Origin of the sequence: Mesorhizobium sp. M1066 (genome assembly GCF_040318635.1) — a bacterium.
GTDB lineage: Bacteria > Pseudomonadota > Alphaproteobacteria > Rhizobiales > Rhizobiaceae > Mesorhizobium.
This window is the reverse complement of sequence record NZ_JAMYMR010000007.1, coordinates 41975-61025: the sequence shown is the minus strand read 5'-3', so window position 1 is coordinate 61025 and position 19051 is coordinate 41975. Positions and strand designations below refer to the sequence as shown.

The window sequence follows — 19051 nt, the reverse complement described above, 5'->3', positions numbered from 1 at the left end:
CGTCCGGATCCCGGGCGGGCCTGGCATGAGAAAATGTCCGAGGTGACATCAGCACTGCTGGCCGGGGCCATTGTCCTGGCTGTCGTCCTCCACCTTGCCCGGCAGGCGCGTGCCAGCCGCAGCAGGGCATCGATGGCGCTCGCCGTTGAGCAAGGCCGCATCCGCACAGTCATCGCCGACGCTGCCAATGTTTCGGATGGCACCGCCGGCGTCATCACCTGGGAAGGGTCATGGAGCGGGCGGCGAGTTCAGCTGCGCACGATCGTCGACACACTGGCGACGCGAAAACTCCCGGCACGTTGGCTCAGCATCTCGATCACCGAGCCGGTGGCTGTGCCCGGCATCTTCGACATGATGATGCGGCCGGGGTCGCCAACGACCTTCTCCAATTTCGATCATCTTGACCACACGCTGCCGAAGAGTTCCGCATTTCCGGCTGAGGCCGTGTTGCGGACGGATCGCAGGGGCGTCCACTTCCCGCTGGAGACCATCGCCGGTCACCTCGGGATTTTTTCCGAAGGGCGCGCCAAGGAACTGCTGATCACGCCCAAAGGTATACGCATCGTCTGGCTGCTGGCGGAAGCCGAACGGGCACGCTATGGCGTTTTCCGGCAAGCCGAATTCGGCGACGCAACACTGGATCCCGCACTGATCGAAAGACTGCTGGTGTCGGTGTCGGCGCTTCGCGACGCGATCAATAAAAGCGAACGGCAGGCCGCATGACCAGTTCCGCCACTGCACCCACTCCTCCGAGCCCGTATCTGGTTCTCGGCGCGGCAATCGTGCTGCCGGCAAGCGGGCACGTCATTCTGGGCGTGCCGGTGCGCGGCCTGCAGTTCCTTTTCTTCATGGTGATCCTGGCATGGGTGACGGCCAAGATCGCACCGCCCGATGCCAGCTTTGTCGGCCGTCACGCCGGCGGCTTCCTGATCTATGCCTTGTCGATTCTCGACGCCTACAAGATCGCTCGCATCCGCACCGCCAAATGGGTTCACGATGCCCGGCGAGACGGCGACAGTGCGCAGAGCGGCATTGAGCCGCATAGGTAACTAGAGGAATATTTTTTTCATACGATTGAATTTGTGCAACTCATTCGATACATCCTCTCTTAGCTACAAACGATCTCTTAGCTACAAACATCGGGAGGCTGACATGTGTGGAATTGTCGGACTGTTTTTGAAGGACAAGTCGCTGGAGCCCCAGCTTGGCGCGATGCTGTCGCAGATGCTGATCTCGCTCAGCGATCGCGGTCCCGACAGCGCCGGCATCGCCATCTATGGCGCACCCTCCAAAAATGAGGCCAAGATCACCATCCAGTCGGCCAAGCCGGACCGCGATTTCCGCGGCCTTGAGGCGGAGCTCGCCAAGGCCATCGGCACGCCGGTGACGATCGCGGTGAAATCCACCCATGCGGTCGTCAGGACCACGGCCGCCAAGATCGATGAAGCGCGCGAAACCATCCAGACGCTGCGCCCCGACATCCGCATCATGGGCGCCGGCGACGTTGTCGAGATCTACAAGGAAGTCGGCCTGCCCGAGGCGGTCGTCGATCGCTTCGATGTCCGCAAGATGACCGGCACGCATGGCATCGGCCACACCCGCATGGCGACGGAATCGGCTGTGACGACAATGGGCGCGCATCCGTTCTCGACCGGCGCCGACCAGTGCCTGGTGCACAATGGCTCGCTGTCCAACCACAACAATGTTCGCCGCGAGCTGATCCGCGAAGGCATGACCTTCGAGACCGAAAACGACACCGAGGTTGCTGCCGCCTATCTCTCGTCGCAGATGGCGCATGGCAAGAATCTCGGCGAGGCGCTGGAAGGCACGCTTTCCGATCTCGATGGCTTCTTCACTTTCGTCGTCGGCACCAAGAACGGCTTTGGCGTGGTGCGCGATCCGATCGCCTGCAAGCCCGCCGTGATGGCCGAGACCGACCAGTATGTCGCCTTCGGCTCGGAATATCGCGCGCTGACCAAACTGCCCGGCATAGACAATGCGAGGGTCTGGGAACCCGAGCCCGCAACCGTCTATTTCTGGGAGCATTGAGTTCATGCCGGCAACCACGCTTTCAAAGACCGCGGCGCACGACCCTCGGGTCTTCGATCTTGACCAATCGTCGCTGCGCGAACTCAACCAGGCGCTGCACAATCTGGCTCCCGGCTCGAATGAAACGGCGTGGGAAGTGCTGAACCCGAAAGGCAGCCACTCGGTCGCCGTCGGAGTCGACCAGCCTGTTGCCATCGATGTGCGTGGCAGCGTCGGTTACTACTGCGGCGGCATGAATTCCGGCAGCACGATTACCGTGCATGGCTCGGCAGGGCCTGGCGTCGGCGAGAACATGATGTCCGGCTCGATCACCATCAAAGGCGACGCCAGCCAGTATGCCGGCGCCACCGGCAAGGGCGGCCTGCTGGTCATCGAAGGCAACGCCTCGTCGCGCTGCGGCATTTCGATGAAGGGCATCAACATCGTCGTGCACGGCAATATCGGCCACATGTCGGCCTTCATGGCGCAGTCGGGCAATCTGGTGGTGCTGGGCGACGCCGGCGATGCGCTGGGCGATTCCATCTACGAGGCGCGGCTGTTCGTGCGCGGCAAGGTCGACAGCCTGGGTGCCGACTGCATCGCCAAGGAGATGCGGCCAGAACATCTGGAATTGCTGCAAGGCCTGCTCGATCGCGCCGGCGTCACCGGCGTCAAGCCGTCGGAGTTCAAGCGCTACGGCTCGGCGCGTACCCTCTACAATTTCAATATCGACAACGCCGACGCGTATTGAGGCAGCATGACCTATCGCAACCCGCCGACGACGCCGCGCAAATCCGCGACCTTCGATGACTACACGCTTTCCGAGATCCGCCGTGCCGCGGCGACCGGCATCTATGATATCCGTGGCGCCGGCGCCAAACGCAAGCTGCCGCATTTCGACGACCTGTTGTTCCTCGGCGCCTCGATCTCGCGCTATCCGCTCGAAGGCTATCGCGAGCGCTGCGACACCAGCGTCGTACTCGGTTCGCGCCATGCCAAGAAGCCGATCGAGCTGAAGATCCCGATCACCATCGCCGGCATGAGCTTCGGCTCGCTGTCGGGCCCCGCCAAGGAAGCGCTCGGGCGCGGCGCAACCCTGTCGGGCACCTCGACCACCACCGGCGATGGCGGCATGACCGAGGAAGAGCGCGGTCATTCCAAGCAGCTGGTCTATCAATATCTGCCCTCGCGCTACGGCATGAACCCGCGCGACCTGCGCCGGGCCGATGCGATCGAAGTCGTCGTCGGCCAGGGCGCCAAGCCCGGTGGCGGCGGCATGCTGCTTGGCCAGAAGATCTCCGACCGCGTCGCTGAAATGCGCACGCTGCCGAAAGGCATCGACCAGCGCTCGGCTTCGCGCCACCCGGACTGGACCGGACCCGACGATCTCGAGATCAAGATCCTCGAACTGCGCGAGATCACCGACTGGGAAAAGCCGATCTACGTCAAGGTCGGCGGCGCGCGGCCCTACTATGACACCGCGCTTGCAGTGAAGGCGGGCGCCGATGTGGTCGTCGTCGACGGCATGCAGGGCGGCACCGCGGCAACCCAGGAAGTGTTCATCGAAAATGTCGGCATGCCGACGCTTGCCTGCATCAGGCCGGCGGTGCAGGCGCTGCAGGATCTCGGCATGCACCGCAAGGTGCAGTTGATCGTCTCCGGCGGCATCCGCAACGGCGCCGACGTCGCCAAGGCGCTGGCGCTCGGCGTCGACGCGGTCTCGATCGGCACGGCCGCCCTTGTCGCGCTCGGCGACAACGATCCCCGCTGGGAGGCGGAGTACAACGAGCTCGGCACCACGGCCGGCGCCTATGACGACTGGCACGAGGGGCGCGACCCCGCAGGCATCACCACGCAGGACCCCGAACTGATGAAGCGGGTCGACCCGGTGGCCGCCGGACGCCGGCTGGCGAACTACCTCAAGGTGATGACGCTGGAAGCGCAGACCATCGCCCGTGCCTGCGGCAAGAACAGCCTGCACAATCTGGAACCCGAGGACCTCGTCGCGCTGACGATCGAGGCAGCCGCCATGGCCGGCGTACCGCTGGCCGGCACCAACTGGATACCGGGGAAGAACGGCTTCTGATCAATGAAGGGCCGAAGCCCACACGCTCTGGGGCCACAATCGACAAAAAAATGGGGAACTTCCGTGACAGTTGATCTTGCTGAATTCGCAAGGGCGAAAAACGTCAAATACTTCATGATTTCCTACACCGACCTGTTCAGCGGGCAACGCGCCAAGCTGGTGCCGGCGCAAGCCATAGCCGACATGCAGAAGGACGGCGCCGGCTTTGCGGGTTTCGCCACCTGGCTCGATCTCACGCCGGCGCATCCCGACATGCTGGCGGTGCCGGACCCGGGCTCGGTCATCCAGCTGCCATGGAAGCCTGAGGTCGCCTGGGTCGCGGCCAACTGCATCATGGACGACAAGGAGGTCGATCAGGCACCGCGCAACACGCTGAATCGGCTGATCGCGGAGGCGGCCAGCGACGGCATGCATGTCAAGACCGGCGTCGAGGCCGAGTTCTTCCTGATCTCGCCCGACGGCAAGACGATCTCCGACGAATACGACACGGCCTCAAAGCCCTGCTACGACCAGCAAGCGGTGATGCGGCGCTACGACGTCATCGCCGAGATCTGCGACCACATGCTGGCACTCGGCTGGGGCGCCTATCAGAACGACCACGAGGACGCCAACGGCCAGTTCGAGATGAACTGGGCCTTCGACGACGCGCTGGCGACCGCTGACAAGCACTCGTTCTTCAAGTTCATGGTGAAGTCGATCGCGGAGAAGCATGGCCTGCGCGCAACCTTCATGCCCAAACCCTTCCAGGGCCTGACCGGCAATGGCTGCCATGCCCATATCTCGGTCTGGGACAAGGCCGGCAAGACCAACGTCTTCGCCGACAATTCGATGGAGCTTGGCCTGTCGGCCAAGGGCAGGAATTTCCTCGGCGGCATCATGAAGCATGCCTCCGCGCTGGCCGCGATCACCAACCCGACGGTGAATTCCTACAAGCGCATCAACGCGCCGCGCACCATTTCGGGCGCGACCTGGGCGCCGAACACGGTGACCTGGACCGGCAACAATCGCACCCACATGGTGCGCGTGCCCGGCCCCGGCCGCTTCGAGCTGCGCCTGCCGGATGGCGCCGCCAACCCCTATCTCCTGCAGGCGGTCATCATCGCGGCCGGACTTGACGGCATTCGCTCGAAGGCCGATCCCGGCAAGCGCTACGACATCGACATGTACCAGCATGGACATACGGTGAAAGGGGCACCGAAGCTGCCGCTCAACCTGCTCGATGCCTTGCGCGAGTTCGACAAGGACAAATCGCTCAAGGCGGCGCTGGGTGAGGAATTCTCGTCGGCCTACCTAAAGCTGAAGCACCAGGAATGGAATTCCTATGCTTCGCACTTCACGCAATGGGAGCGCGACCACACGCTGGATATCTAGAGCATCGGACCGAAAAGTGCGAAGCGGTTTTCGGATGAATCCGATGCGTCAGGAAAGATCCAGCGCGACGCGAGCGACCTCGGAATGAACGTATGAAATATTCGATCTTTTCGCTCGCCCGCGCCGCCCTGTCCGGCCACAAGAACTGGCAACGCACCTGGCGCGACGCCACGCCGAAGGATCGCTACGACGTGGTGATCATCGGCGGCGGCGGCCATGGCCTTGCCACCGCCTGGTTCCTGGCCAGCGAGTACGGCATCAAGAATGTCGCCGTGCTTGAAAAAGGCTGGATCGGCTCCGGCAATGCCGGCCGCAACACCACCATCATCCGCTCCAATTACGGCCTGCCCGGAAACACAGGCTTCTACGAATTGTCGATGAAGCTCTGGGAGCGGATGGAGCAGGATCTCAACTACAACACGATGGTCAGCCAGCGCGGCGTCATCAACCTCTACCACTCCGACGCACAGCGCGACGCTTATGCGCGGCGCGGCAACACCATGCGCATCAACGGCATCGACGCCGAACTGCTCGACCTCGCTGCCGTCAAGAAGATGATACCGTTCCTGAACTTCGACAATGCGCGCTTTCCCGTGCAAGGCGGGCTGTTGCAGCGACGCGGCGGCACGGCGCGGCACGATGCTGTTGTCTGGGGCTATGCGCATGCGGCGAGCGAACTCGGCGTCGACATCATCCAGAATTGCGAAGTCACCGGCTTCGTCAGGGACGCCAATGGCAAGGTGACCGGCGTCGAGACATCCCGCGGCAAGATCGGCGCCGGCAAGGTCGGCATGGCGGTTGCCGGAAGTTCCTCGCGTGTCGCGGCAATGGCCGGTTTACGCCTGCCTATTGAAAGCCATGTGCTGCAGGCCTTCGTCTCCGAGGCGATCAAGCCGCTCATCCCCGGCGTCATGACCTTCGGCGCCGGCCATTTCTACGTCAGCCAGTCCGACAAGGGCGGGCTGGTGTTCGGCGGCGACATAGACGGCTACAATTCCTACGCCCAGCGCGGCAACATGCCTGTCATGGAGGACGTCTGCGAGGGCGGCATGGCGCTGATGCCGATGATCGGCCGCGTGCGTCTGCTGCGCCAGTGGGGCGGCATCATGGACATGTCGATGGACGGTTCACCGATCATCGACAAGAGCCCGGTCGACGGGCTCTATATCAACGCCGGCTGGTGCTATGGCGGCTTCAAGGCGACGCCGGGCTCCGGCTTTGTCTTTGCCCACCTTCTAGCCCGCGATGAATCGCACGAAGAAGCCGCGCGGTTCCGCCTCGACCGGTTTCGGACCGGCGCCATGATCGACGAAAAGGGCCAGGGCGCCCAACCGAACCTGCATTGAAGGCGGTTAGAAGAAAATGCGCATTGTCTGTCCCTTCTGCGGCGAACGCGAACTCGGCGAGTTCACCTATCTCGGCGACGCCAAGCCTTTGCGGCCCGAAGCCGGCGCCTCGGAAGACGAGGTCTTCGACTATGTCTATCTGCGCGACAATGTCGCCGGACAGACCAGCGAACACTGGTACCATGGCGGTGGTTGCCGGGCCTGGCTGAAGGTCACCCGCAACACGCTGACGCACGAGATTTCGGCGGTCGAGGCGGCGGCCGGCGCTGGGGCGAGGCAGGTCGCGAAATGAATTTTCTTGTGCAAGTCAGCGCCGCCCCTCACCTGCCTGCCGGCATCCTCTCCCCGTATAGAGACGGGGAGAGGGACGCTGGCCGCAACCTGGCCGCTATTCCTGCAACGTTGATGATTAGCGAAATCGTGGACGAGAGCGTCCTTCTCCCCGTCTCTATACGGGGAGAAGTGCCCGGCAGGGCGATGAGGGGCAGCACTACGCTGCCACATGAGGTCGAAGCGACGAAGGGTCGGCAGTCATGACCTCCAGCCAATCCCACCGCCTCACATCCGGCGGTCTTGTCGACCGCTCGGCGCCGCTGAACTTCCGTTTCGACGGCAAGGCTTTCTCCGGCTTCCAGGGCGATACGCTCGCCTCGGCGCTGATCGCCAATGGCGTCAAGCTGGTCGGCCGCTCGTTCAAATACCATCGCCCGCGCGGTATTCTCACCGCCGGTTCGGAAGAACCCAACGCGCTGGTCGAGCTGCGCAACGGCGCACGGCGCGAGCCGAACACCAAGGCGACGACAGCCGAACTCTATGAAGGGCTGGAAGCCGCAAGCCAGAACCGCTGGCCATCGCTGCGACACGACGTGATGTCGGTGAACCAGCTGTTCGCGCCGATCTTCGTTGCCGGCTTCTACTACAAGACCTTCATGTGGCCGGCGAAGTTCTGGGAAGCCATCTATGAGCCGGCGATCCGCCGCGCCGCCGGTCTAGGCCGCGCCGCCGGCGTTGCAGACCCGGACCACTACGACAAGGCATGGGCGCATTGCGATGTGCTGATCGCCGGTTCAGGTCCGGCCGGTCTGGCCGCGGCATTGGCAGCCGGCCGCTCTGGTGCCCGCGTCATCCTGTGCGAAGAGGATTTTGTCCCCGGCGGCGGCCTGCTGTCGGACGGCGGCACAATCGACGGCCTGCCGGCGGCCGAATGGCTGTCGCGGACGCTGATCGAACTTGGCTCAATGCCCGATGTCCGCATCATGACCCGCACGACGCTGTTCGGCGTCTACGATGGCGGCACCTATGGCGCGATTGAGCGGGTCAACGACCACCTGCCCTCGCCGCCCGAGCACCAGGTGCGCCAGCGGCTGTGGCGGATCGTGGCTAAACGCTGCGTGGTTGCTGCCGGCGCCCTCGAACGCCCGATCGTGTTTGCCGGCAACGACACGCCCGGCGTGATGATGGCCTCCGCCATGCGCACCTATGTCGCGCGCTATGCGGCGACACCGGCGAAGCGCCTCGCGTTGTTCACCAACAATGAGGATGGCTGGCGCACGGTCGAGACCGCGCTCAATGCCGGCATGCAGATCGCGGCGGTCATCGATGCACGGTCTGACGTGTCGCCGGCGCATCGTTCGCTGGCCTCCAAGGGCGGCTTCCCGGTGCTGCACGGTTCTGTCAGCGGCGTCGATGGCGGCAAGGATGGCGTCAGGAAAATCGCGGTCTCGCTGACCGGTGGCGCGCGCGCCGAGGTCGAAGCGGACGGGCTCGCGGTCTCCGGCGGCTGGAACCCGGCGGTCGGATTGACCTCATACCATCGCGGCCGGCCGAAATGGAGTGACGACATCTCCGCCTTCGTGCCCGACGGCGCGCCTCCCGGCATGGTCGCCGCGGGCGCCGCCAATGGCGATTTCGGGCTTGGCGCTTGCCTGAGCCAGGGATTTGCCGCCGGCGCGGCAGCGGCGCGTGACGCGGGGCACGCTAGTACGGCGGGGGCCGCGCCTGTCGCCGACGACGAGGCATTCTCGCTGACGCCGCTATGGCACGTCGCCGGCAAGGGCAAGGCTTTTGTCGATTACCAGCATGACGTCACCGCCTCTGACATCGAACTGGCGCAGCGCGAGGGCTTTGAATCGGTCGAGCATTTGAAGCGCTACACCACGCTCGGCATGGCCACCGACCAGGGCAAGACCTCGAATGTCGCCGGCCTTGCCATCATGGCCGCGGTCAGCGGCCGTTCGATCCCCGAGACCGGCACGACGATCTACCGGCCGCCTTACGTGCCGGTCGCCATCGGTGCCTTCGCCGGCCATCACCGCGACGAGACGTTCCATGCGACGCGGCTGACGCCGTCGCACCACTGGGCCGTGGAACAAGGTGCTGTCTTCGTCGACACCGGCCTGTGGAAACGCGCGCAATGGTACCCGCGCGCCGGCGAGAAGGACTGGCTGGAATCGGTGACCCGCGAGGTCAAGGCGGTGCGCGGTGGCGTCGGCTTCTGCGATGTCTCGACGCTCGGCAAGATCGACGTGCACGGCCCCGATGCCGGCGCCTTCCTGGATCGCGTCTACATCAACACCTTCTCCAGTCTTGCGGTGGGCAAAGCCCGCTACGGGCTGATGCTGCGCGAGGATGGCATCGTCTATGACGATGGCACGACATCGCGGCTGGCCGAGGACCACTATTTCCTGACCACCACCACCGCCAAGGCCGGGCTGGTGATGCAGCATCTCGAATTCTGTCGGCAGGTGCTGTTTCCCGAACTCGACGTGCAATTGACCTCGGGCTCCGACCAGTGGGCGCAATTCTCGATCGCCGGGCCGAAGACACGCGACCTGCTAAGGGAAATCGTCGATCCGACCGAGGACCTTTCCAACGAAGGCTTTCCATTCATGGGCGCGCGCGAAATAGCACTTCGCGGGGGCCTGAGGGCACGGCTGTTCCGCATCTCGTTCTCAGGCGAGATGGCTTTCGAGATTTCGGTGCCGGCGCGCTTTGGCGATGCCATGGCGCGCAATCTGATGCTGGCCGGCGCGCCATTCGGCGTGACGCCCTACGGCACCGAGGCGCTCGGCGTCATGCGCGTCGAAAAGGGGCACATCGCCGGACCGGAACTGAGCGGCACGACGACGGCGGCTGATCTTGGTCTTGGCAAGATGATGTCGACCAAGAAGGATTATATCGGCCGCGTCATGGCCGGACGCGAGGCACTGATCGCCCCGGATCGCCAGGTCGTGGTCGGCATCAAGCCGACCGACAAGGGCCGCCGCTTGCGCTCTGGCGCGCACATCATCCCGAAGGGTCAGACGCCCGGCCCCGGCAACGACCAGGGCTATATCACCTCGGTCTGCTTCTCGCCCACGTTGGATCAGTGGATCGGGTTGGCCTTGGTCGAGCGCGGCCGCGAGCGGATCGGCGAGATCGTCCACGCGCATGATCCGTTGCGCGGTGAGGATTATGATGTCGAACTGTGCAATCCCGTCTTCTACGATCCGGATGGAGGGCGCCAGCGTGGCTGAGTTTTCCTGGGCTCCCCGCAGTCCCCTTGAAAAGGCGCTTGTTGCCGGGGTGCATGGTGCACGCGGTATCGAGGCCGGCGTCTCGCTGACCGAGGTTCGCAATTTTGATCTGATCCAGGTGATGGCGCGGCGCGGCAAAGGAGCCGAACTGGCAAAGGCGGCCAAGGCCCGGTTTGGTGTTGCTGTCCCTGATGCGCCCAAGGCGGTGCAGACTTCGGACGCCACGCTGATCTGGTCGGGACCGGATCAGTTTTTCGTGCTGTCGAAGGGCGGCAGGCACACGATGCAGACGTTGGCGCCGGCATTGTCCGGTCCCGCGTCGCTGTCCGACCAGTCGCATGCACGCGCCATGATCAGCATTTCCGGAGCCAATGCGCGCGCCATGCTGGCCAAGCTGTTGTCGATCGATCTGCATGCTGGAGCGTTCCTGATTGGCGCTGCCGCCGCCACATCGATGGACCACACCAGTGTCACACTTTGGCGCGGCGGTGATCGGCCAGATGGGCAGGCGGTGCTCAATCTTCTGGTGTTTGCGACGTTTGCCGAAAGCCTGTGGGGCACGATGCTTGATGCGGCAGCGGAATATGGCGTCGACGTCAGCCATTCCGAGGAACTTTAGATCTCGGCGCTGCCCCTCATTGCCCTGCCGGGCATTTCTCCCCGTAAACGGGGCGAAAGAGGCTGGCTGCAATGCCGCGCCATCTCTTTGGCGTTGGCACTTGGCGAAATCGGAGACGATAGCGTCCTTCGCCCCGTTTACGGGGAGAAGATGGCGGCAGCCAGATGAGGGGCAGCGCTGACGTTTGGAAGACAAGGCTGATCTGTGAAATTCAACCTGAACCGATCGCGTCCCGACGCCACCTTCGCCTTGCCAAACGCACGCGCACTGCTATTCTTACCGCTAAAATAATTTCACACACAGGCAAACTTGTTTCTCGAACCGCAAGGCTGAGATGAGCCAGTCGCCCTACCCCGCAATTGCCGCCGGACCGCCCCGGCCGAGCCTCATCCTGAGGCCCGGCCAGATCGCGCTGCCGCCGGGCATGGAGCGTTATACGATCCAGGGCAATGGCGCGGTGCTGATCGACATCGAGGCTGGCGACACGATCACCGTGCGGAATGTCGAAGGCGGCCAGGCCTGCGAGTTGCTGGCCTGGGACAGGACCGGCGCGACCGATCCCGGCATTTTTGGTGAAGCATCGAACAGCAACGCTGCCGGCATCAAGGCGCTGCTTGCCGAGAGCGACGATAGCCTCGCGTCGCTGCGAGGCGGGCTTGCGCGCCGGCAAGTGCAGCTTGACCATGCCAAGGCGGTGCGCGTCTTCGGCGCAGCCACGCCGGCCGGGACCGAGCAGGCCTTCACCGTCGCACGCGACGGCGCGATGCTGATTGCGGCCCCCGGCGGGCCGATGCTGGTCGATGGCCACGACACAGCGACGCCGCTGACCGCCATCGTCCGCCGCGCCACGATCCGTCCGACGGCAAAATCGCAGTTGGCGGACCCGCTGGCCGACCCGGTGCTCGATTTGCGCGTCCATTCGGCGACGGCGGAGACCTATTTCGTCAAGGCGGGCGACTATCTGCAGATCATCGATGTCGACGGGCGCCAATGCACCGACTTCCAGTGCTTTTCGGCCCGCAAGCTGGACAAGGGTTTAGACCACCCGCTCGACGTCACGACCACCCGCACGCTGATGGGTGCGAGCTACCCGATGCCTGGCCTGCATTCGAAATACTACGACCAGGACATGGAGCCGCTGGTCGAGGTGGTACAGGACACATGCGGCCGGCACGATGCCTTCGCGCTCGCCTGCGCGGCCAAATATTACGACGACATCGGCTATCCCGGCCACACCAACTGCTCTGAGAATTTCAACGGCGCTCTGGCCGGCAAGGGCGTCAATCCCCGCGCGGGCTGGATGGCGATCAACTTCTTCTTCAACACGGCGATCGACGCGCATGGCGTCATGGTGTCCGACGAGCCGTGGTCGCGGGCGGGCGACTATGTGCTGCTGCGCGCGCTCACCGACATTGTCTGCGTCTCCTCCGCTTGCCCCGACGACACGACGCCGGCCAATGGCTGGAACCCGACCGACATCCATGTGCGGACCTATTCCGGCCAGCACAAATTCTCGCGAGCGATCGCCAGACGCATGACGCCCGATTCGGAACCGAAAATGACCCGCGAGACAGCTTTTCATTCGAGCTTTGCCAAGCACACCCGCAACTTCGGCGAGTACAGGGGCTATTGGCTGGCCAATTCCTTCGCCAAGGACGGGCCGATCGCCGAATACTGGGCCTGTCGGCAGGACGCGGTCATCATGGACCTGTCGCCGCTTCGCAAGTTCGAGGTCACCGGCCCGGATTCCGAGGCGCTGCTGCAATACACGCTGACCCGCGACGTCAAGAAGCTCGGCGTCGGCCAGGTCGTTTATTCGGCCATGTGCTACGAGCATGGCGGCATGATCGACGACGGCACGCTGCTGCGGCTCGGCAAGGACAATTTCCGCTGGGTCGGCGGTGACGATCTGTCCGGCGAATGGCTGCGCGAGATGGCGGCGAAGCTCGGCCTCAACGTGCTGGTGCGCTCGTCGACCGACCAGATGCATAATGTCGCCGTGCAGGGTCCGAAGAGCCGCGACATCCTGCGAGAAGTGATCTGGACTTCGCCATTGCAGCCGTCGATCGACGAACTCGAATGGTTCCGCTTCGCCGTCGCCCGCATTGGTGGCGGCAACGGCATTCCGGTCGTCGTCTCGCGCACCGGCTACACCGGCGAACTCGGCTACGAGATCTGGTGCCATCCGCGCGACGCCGAAAAGGTGTTCGACGCCATCTGGGAAGCCGGCCAGCCGCATGGGCTGAAGCCGATGGGACTGCAAGCGCTGGACATGGTGCGCATCGAAGCCGGGCTGATCTTCGCCGGCTATGAATTCTCCGACCAGACCGATCCGTTCGAGGCCGGCATCGGCTTCACCGTGCCGCTGAAGAGCAAGACCGACGATTTCATCGGCCGCGAGGCGCTGATCCGCCGCAAGGAGCACCCGCAGACGAAGCTGGTCGGCCTCGACATCGACGCCAATGTCGACGTCGGCCATGGCGACTGCGTGCATGTCGGCCGCGCCCAGATCGGCGTGGTCACGTCGGGCATGCGTTCTCCGGTGCTGAACAAGACCATCGCGCTGGCCAGGCTCGATGTCACCCATTCGGCTGTCGGTACCGAGGTCGAGATCGGCAAGCTCGACGGCCATGCCAAGCGGCTGCCGGCGCGCGTCGTCGCCTTCGCCCACTACGATCCGCAAAAGACCAAACCACGCTCCTGACGGCCTTTCTCCCAAGCCAGTGAGCCGTTCCGGCAGTCTGAGATAGGAATTTTTTCTTGACCTGCTGAGGGCAGCTATGCTACATATTCGTCCATGGTGCTGATTTGCGCCGCGACCCGCCTCCGGCGGGTTTTTCGCTTCCAGACCCCTTGTCCTTTTCTGAACAATCCCGCCCGCGACAGTGTGAAGCCGACATGTTTCGCAAGCGTGATGTGCACGGCGCGACAATTCGCTTGACGTGAAAGCGCGCCGGATCAATCTTCACTGTTAAGAAAAAAATGCGACTGAGTGGAAACACCGGCAGTCGCCCAAGGCATGCGTCGATGATGAAGCCTCGCCAAGCCGCGGCCGTCACGAACGGGGAACATCAAAATGGGGAACAAAGACATATGAGCACGATAGTGACTGCCCTGGAGCCACTTGCCGAAGGCAAGCTGCACCGAAATATCGACTGGCGCGGCGCCTTCTGGGTGGCGAGCGGTGTGCCTGCCCTGGTCCTGTTTTCGATCGGCGGCATTGCCGGCACGACCGGCACGCTGGCATTCGCGATCTGGATCTTCTCCATGATCATGGGCTTCCTGCAATCCTTCACCTATGCCGAAATCGCCGGCCTGTTTCCGAACAAGTCGGGCGGCGCGTCGATCTACGGCGCCACCGCATGGCTGCGCTATTCCAAGTTCATCGCGCCGCTGTCGGTGTGGTGCAACTGGTTCGCCTGGTCGCCGGTGCTGTCGCTCGGCTGCTCGATCGCCGCCGCCTATATCCTCAACGCGTTGGCGCCGGTGCCGCTGTTCACTGACGCCTCGCCGGATGTCGTCGCCTATATCGCGGCGCATGCCGGGACGAGTGCCGCCGATGCCATCACGGCGGTGACCGCGGCGGCGACGCCGGCGATCCGCAACTGGACGCTTTACAGCCACACGCTGGGACCGGTCTCGTTCACGTTCAACGCGACCTTCTTCATCGGCGCGGTGCTGATGCTGATCATCTTCGCCATCCAGCATCGCGGCATCCTCGGCACGGCCAACGTGCAGAAATATATCGGCCTGCTGGTGATCATCCCGATGCTGATCGTCGGCGTGGTGCCGATCGTCACCGGCCAGATCAACTGGGCGAATTTTTCGCCGCTGGTGCCGCTGGCCGCCGCCTATGCGCCCGAGCCTGGGGCCTGGAACATTGCCGGCTGGACGCTGGTGCTTGGCGGCATGTTCATCGCCGCCTGGTCGACCTACGGCTTTGAGACCGCCGTCTGCTACACGTCCGAGTTCAAGAACCCCGGCACCGACACGTTCAAGGCCATCTTCTATTCCGGCCTTTTGTGCATGCTGCTGTTCATCCTCGTGCCGTTCACCTTCCAGGGCGTTCTTGGCCTCAACGGCATGCTGGCGACACCGATTGTCGACGGCTCCGGTGTCGCCGACGCGCTGGCCGGCATGGTCGGCGGCGGCGCGCTGATCCACAGCCTCTTGGTGATGCTGATGATCCTGGCGCTGGTGCTGTGCATCATGACGGCCATGGCCGGCTCTTCGCGTACGCTCTACCAGGGCTCGGTCGATGGCTGGCTGCCGCGCTATCTCAGCCATGTCAACGAACATGGCGCACCGACACGGGCAATGTGGACCGATCTCGTCTTCAACCTTATCGTGCTGGCCATCGCCTCGGCCGACGCGACGAGCTTCTTCTTCATCCTCGCCGTGTCGAACTGCGGCTATATCATCTTCAACTTCCTCAACCTCAACGCCGGCTGGATCCACCGCATCGACAACGGCCATATCGCAAGGCCGTGGAAGGCGCCGAGCTGGCTGCTTGGGATCGGGGCGATCTTCGCATATGTCAACGCGATCTTCATGGGCGCCGGCGCCAAGGTGTGGAACCCGATGGCGCTGTGGGCCGGCCTGATCACCGCGGCCTTGATCATCCCGGTGTTCTGCTTCCGCCACTACATCCAGGACAAGGGCAAGTTCCCCGACCACATGCTGGCCGATCTCGGCATGACGGGGGCCGACCTCTCGGTCAAAAAGGCGGGCATGCTGCCCTATCTGACGCTGGTCGCCGGCGTGGTGGTGATGCTGCTCGCCAACTGGTTCTTCGTCATCTGACCTCATAAAAATGAAAAGGATCGGGCCCGCTTCGGCGCGCCCGATCCTTTTCGACTGGCGTGATCGATCTATTCGGCGGCCAGCGCCAGTTGCGGCTTTTCAGCTTCTTGGCTCAGTTCCAGATCGTCCGTCCGCCCCTCCGCCCCGCGCTTCTTCGGCTCCCGGCCGAAGAACAGGGCGTAACCGGCCGGCAGGACCAGGATGGTCAGCACCGTGGCGACCAGGATGCCGCCCATCATGGCGTAGGCGAGCGGACCCCAGAAGACGCCGCGCGAGATCGGGATCAGCGCCAGCACCGCCGTCAGCGCCGTCAGCGTGATCGGCCGGAAACGGCGAACGGCCGAACCGATGATCGCCTCGTAGCGGTCCATGCCCGCGGCGATGTCCTGGTCGATCTGGTCGACCAGGATGATCGAGTTGCGCATGATGATGCCGAGCAGCGCGATGACGCCGAGAATGGCGACGAAGCCGAACGGCGCGCCGCTGATCAAGAGTGCCGCGGCAGCGCCGATAATGCCAAGCGGACCGGTCGCCAGCACCAGCATCGCCTTGCCGAAGTTCTGCAGCTGGATCATCAGGAGCACGACGATGACGGCCAGCATGATCGGCGCCTTGGCGGCGATCGAAGCCTGGCTTTCCGCCGAATCCTCCGCACCGCCCTGGATCTCGATCTTGTAGCCGGGCGCCAATCCGTCACGCAGGCCCTGCATATCCTTGTACAGTTTGGTGACGACGTCATTGGACTGCACGCCGTCGGGCAGCGTTGCCCGCACGCTGATGGTCGGCAGACGGTCGCGGCGCCACTCGATACCTTGCTCCAGCACCGGCACCACCTTGGCCACCTGCGACAGCGGCACGAAGCCGCCGAAGTCGGTCGGGATATAGACCGAGTCGACCGAGGACAGCAGGCTGCGGCTGGCATCCGGCTCGCGGGCGACGATGGACACCGTCTCCTCGCCGTCGCGGAAGTCGTCGAGCGGCGCGCCGGACATCGTCGCCTGCAGCATCTGGCGGATGCGCTGCGAGGTGACGCCGAGTGCGCGGGCACGATCCTGGTCGATGACCAGCTTCATCGCCGGAACCGGCTCCAGCCAATCGTCATGCACGGCGCCAAGAAGCGGATCCTCACGGAACTTCGCCTTCACCTGGTCGGCGATGCGGCGCACCTCCTGGCGATCCGGCCCCATGACGCGCATCTGCACCGGCCAGCCGGTCGGCGGGCCGAGGAACAGACGATCGACCTTGGCGCGGATGGACGGGAAGTCTTGCGCCAGGACGGTGCGCAACTTGACGATCAGACGTTCGCGAGCCGGTTCGTCATTGGCCATGACGAGCAACTGGGCGAAGTTGGGGTTGCTCAGCTGCTGGTCGAGCGGCAGGAAGAAGCGTGGCGCGCCTTCGCCGATATAGGTGGCGATGAAACGCTTGTCCTTGTCGTCCATCATCTTGGTTTCGAGCGCCTTGGCCTGCGCCTCGACTTCCTTGATGCTGGTGCCTTCCGGCAGCCAAAGGTCGACAAGGATTTCCGGCCGCGACGATTGCGGGAAGAAGTTCTGCGGAATGAACTGGAAAGCCCACAGGCTGGTGCCGAAGGTGACCAGCGTCATCACCAGGACGATGATGCGATGGCGCACGGCCCAGCTGACGGTAGCACGAAGCCGGCGGTAGAAACGTGTGTCGAAGACATCGTGATGGCTGCCGGCATGCTTGCGCTGCTTGAGGATCATGTTGCCGAGCCATGGCGTGAAATAGACCGCGACGAACCAGGAGACGATCAGCGCGATGCCGACGACATAGAACAGGGTGCGGACATATTCGCCGGCGGTCGAGGCCGCGAAGCCGACCGGAATGAAGCCGGCCGTGGTGATCAGCGTGCCGGTCAGCATCGGGAAGGCGGTCGAGGAATAGGCGAAGCTCGCCGCCTCGACCTTGACCATCCCCTCCTCCAGCTTGCGCTCCATCATCTCGACGACGATCATCGCGTCGTCGACCAGAAGACCGAGCGCGATGATCAGCGCGCCCAGCGAGATGCGCTGCAGGTCGATGCCGAGTTCGTACATGATGGCGAAGGTCGCAGCCAGCACCAGCGGGATGGCGATGGCGATGACCAGGCCGGAACGCCAGCCTATCGACAGGAACGAGACGACGAGCACGATCAGCAGCGCTTCGCCAAGCGCATGCATGAACTCGGCCACCGCATCGGTGACGACGCCCGGCTGGTCGGAGATCTGGTCGACCGCAACGCCGTAGGGCAGCGCCTCTTCGAAGCGCTTGTAGGTGGCCTCGACATCCTTGCCGACGTCGGTAACCTTGAAGCCCTTGGCCATGACGACGCCCAACTGCACGCTGTCGTGACCGTTGAAGCGGTATTTGCGCTGGAACGGATCTTCCAGCCCCGAGGTCACCGTGGCGATGTCGCCCAGCCTTGTGACCTGGCCGCCGGCGCGCAGGCGCAGGTTCCGGATATCCTCGACCTTGCCGACATCGCCCTCGACGGAGATGCGTACCGAGTTGGTGCCGGTATCGACGGAGCCGGCCGGGTCGACATTGTTCTGTCCCTTGATCGCATTCTGCAGATCGGTCAGCGTCAAGCCGCGTTCGGCCAGGGCCTTGGACGAGACGTCGATATAGAGCTTTTCCGGCTGGTCGCCGATGATGACGGCCTTCTCGACGCCGGGCGTCGTCAAAAGCATGTCGCGCGCCTGGATGGCGAACGTCTTCAACTCGGGATAGCTGAAGCCATCGCCGCTGATCGAATGCAGCGTGATGAAGGTGTCGCCGAACTCGTCGTTGAAATAGGGGCCGAGCAGGCCCTGCGGCAGGTCGCCCTGGATATCGCCGACCTTCTTGCGCACCTGATAGAAGGCGTCGGTCACCTCGGCGGTGTTGGTGTCGCCCTTGATCTGCACCGTGATGATGGCGCTGCCGGCGCGGGTGAAGGAGCGCACGAAATCGAGATGCGGCGTTTCCTGCAGCTTGCGTTCGATCTTGTTGACGACCTGGTCTTCCATCTCCTTGATCGAGGAGCCCGGCCAGATTGCCTGGACGACCATGACCCGGAAGGTGAAGTCGGGATCTTCCTTCTGGCCCATGCGCATCAGGCCGAGCGCGCCGGAAATGATGATCAGGCCGAACAGGAACCGCGCGATGGCGGGATGGCCGATTGCCCAACGCGACAGGTTGAAGGGCCGCTTCTCTTCCGTGGAATTGGTCATCGACGCTGGTCCATCTATCTAGCGCAACAAAATCGAGGGTTCGTAGTGGCTTCCGGGCGGCAAGGCTC

At 63.8% G+C, this 19051-nt stretch carries 13 protein-coding genes; 12 read left to right on the top strand and 1 reads right to left on the bottom strand.

Annotated elements, in window-relative coordinates:
- Positions 1–33: 33 nt before the first annotated feature.
- From NKH52_RS12565 to NKH52_RS12510, 12 genes are all read left to right on the top strand, one after another.
- A complete protein-coding gene (locus NKH52_RS12565; protein WP_352735743.1) occupies positions 34–723 on the top strand; it encodes a hypothetical protein in 690 nt (229 codons plus the stop codon).
- Entirely contained in the window at positions 720–1049 is a 330-nt protein-coding gene (locus NKH52_RS12560) for a hypothetical protein (RefSeq protein WP_352735744.1), read from the top strand. The genes NKH52_RS12565 and NKH52_RS12560 overlap by 4 nt, the downstream gene beginning before the upstream one ends.
- A gap of 103 nt (positions 1050–1152) precedes the next feature.
- Entirely contained in the window at positions 1153–2049 is an 897-nt protein-coding gene (locus NKH52_RS12555) for a class II glutamine amidotransferase (RefSeq protein WP_352735745.1), read from the top strand.
- Between the two features lie 4 nt (positions 2050–2053).
- Positions 2054–2779: a GltB/FmdC/FwdC-like GXGXG domain-containing protein gene (locus NKH52_RS12550; protein ID WP_352735746.1), complete on the top strand. Its 726-nt coding sequence runs from the start codon at positions 2054–2056 to the stop codon at positions 2777–2779.
- Positions 2780–2785: 6 nt separating this feature from the next.
- Positions 2786–4114, top strand: coding sequence for an FMN-binding glutamate synthase family protein (locus tag NKH52_RS12545; RefSeq protein ID WP_127255237.1), 1329 nt, complete (start codon positions 2786–2788; stop codon positions 4112–4114).
- 63 nt (positions 4115–4177) lie between these two features.
- Positions 4178–5485, top strand: a complete 1308-nt coding sequence (glnT, locus tag NKH52_RS12540; RefSeq protein ID WP_352735747.1) for a type III glutamate--ammonia ligase — start codon at positions 4178–4180, stop codon at positions 5483–5485.
- A 92-nt stretch (positions 5486–5577) separates the two neighbouring features.
- Positions 5578–6831 carry a sarcosine oxidase subunit beta family protein gene (locus NKH52_RS12535; RefSeq protein WP_352735748.1) on the top strand — a complete coding sequence of 418 codons (1254 nt, stop codon included), beginning with the start codon at positions 5578–5580 and terminating at the stop codon, positions 6829–6831.
- Positions 6832–6847: 16 nt separating this feature from the next.
- A complete protein-coding gene (locus tag NKH52_RS12530) occupies positions 6848–7123 on the top strand; it encodes a sarcosine oxidase subunit delta (protein WP_352735749.1) in 276 nt (91 codons plus the stop codon).
- A 241-nt stretch (positions 7124–7364) separates the two neighbouring features.
- A complete protein-coding gene (locus tag NKH52_RS12525; protein WP_352735750.1) occupies positions 7365–10346 on the top strand; it encodes a sarcosine oxidase subunit alpha in 2982 nt (993 codons plus the stop codon).
- Complete coding sequence (locus NKH52_RS12520; RefSeq protein WP_352735751.1) at positions 10339–10965, top strand: sarcosine oxidase subunit gamma; 627 nt, start codon at positions 10339–10341, stop codon at positions 10963–10965. The genes NKH52_RS12525 and NKH52_RS12520 overlap by 8 nt, the downstream gene beginning before the upstream one ends.
- 334 nt (positions 10966–11299) lie before the next feature.
- Positions 11300–13669, top strand: coding sequence for a trimethylamine N-oxide demethylase (locus tag NKH52_RS12515; protein ID WP_352735752.1), 2370 nt, complete (start codon positions 11300–11302; stop codon positions 13667–13669).
- A gap of 389 nt (positions 13670–14058) precedes the next feature.
- Positions 14059–15768 (top strand): trimethylamine N-oxide permease, encoded by a 1710-nt coding sequence (locus NKH52_RS12510; RefSeq protein WP_352735753.1) that lies wholly within the window; start codon positions 14059–14061, stop codon positions 15766–15768.
- 68 nt (positions 15769–15836) lie between these two features.
- Here NKH52_RS12510 and NKH52_RS12505 read toward each other — a convergent pair whose 3' ends face one another.
- A complete protein-coding gene (locus tag NKH52_RS12505; RefSeq protein ID WP_352735754.1) occupies positions 15837–18983 on the bottom strand; it encodes an efflux RND transporter permease subunit in 3147 nt (1048 codons plus the stop codon).
- Between the last annotated feature and the right edge of the window lie 68 nt (positions 18984–19051).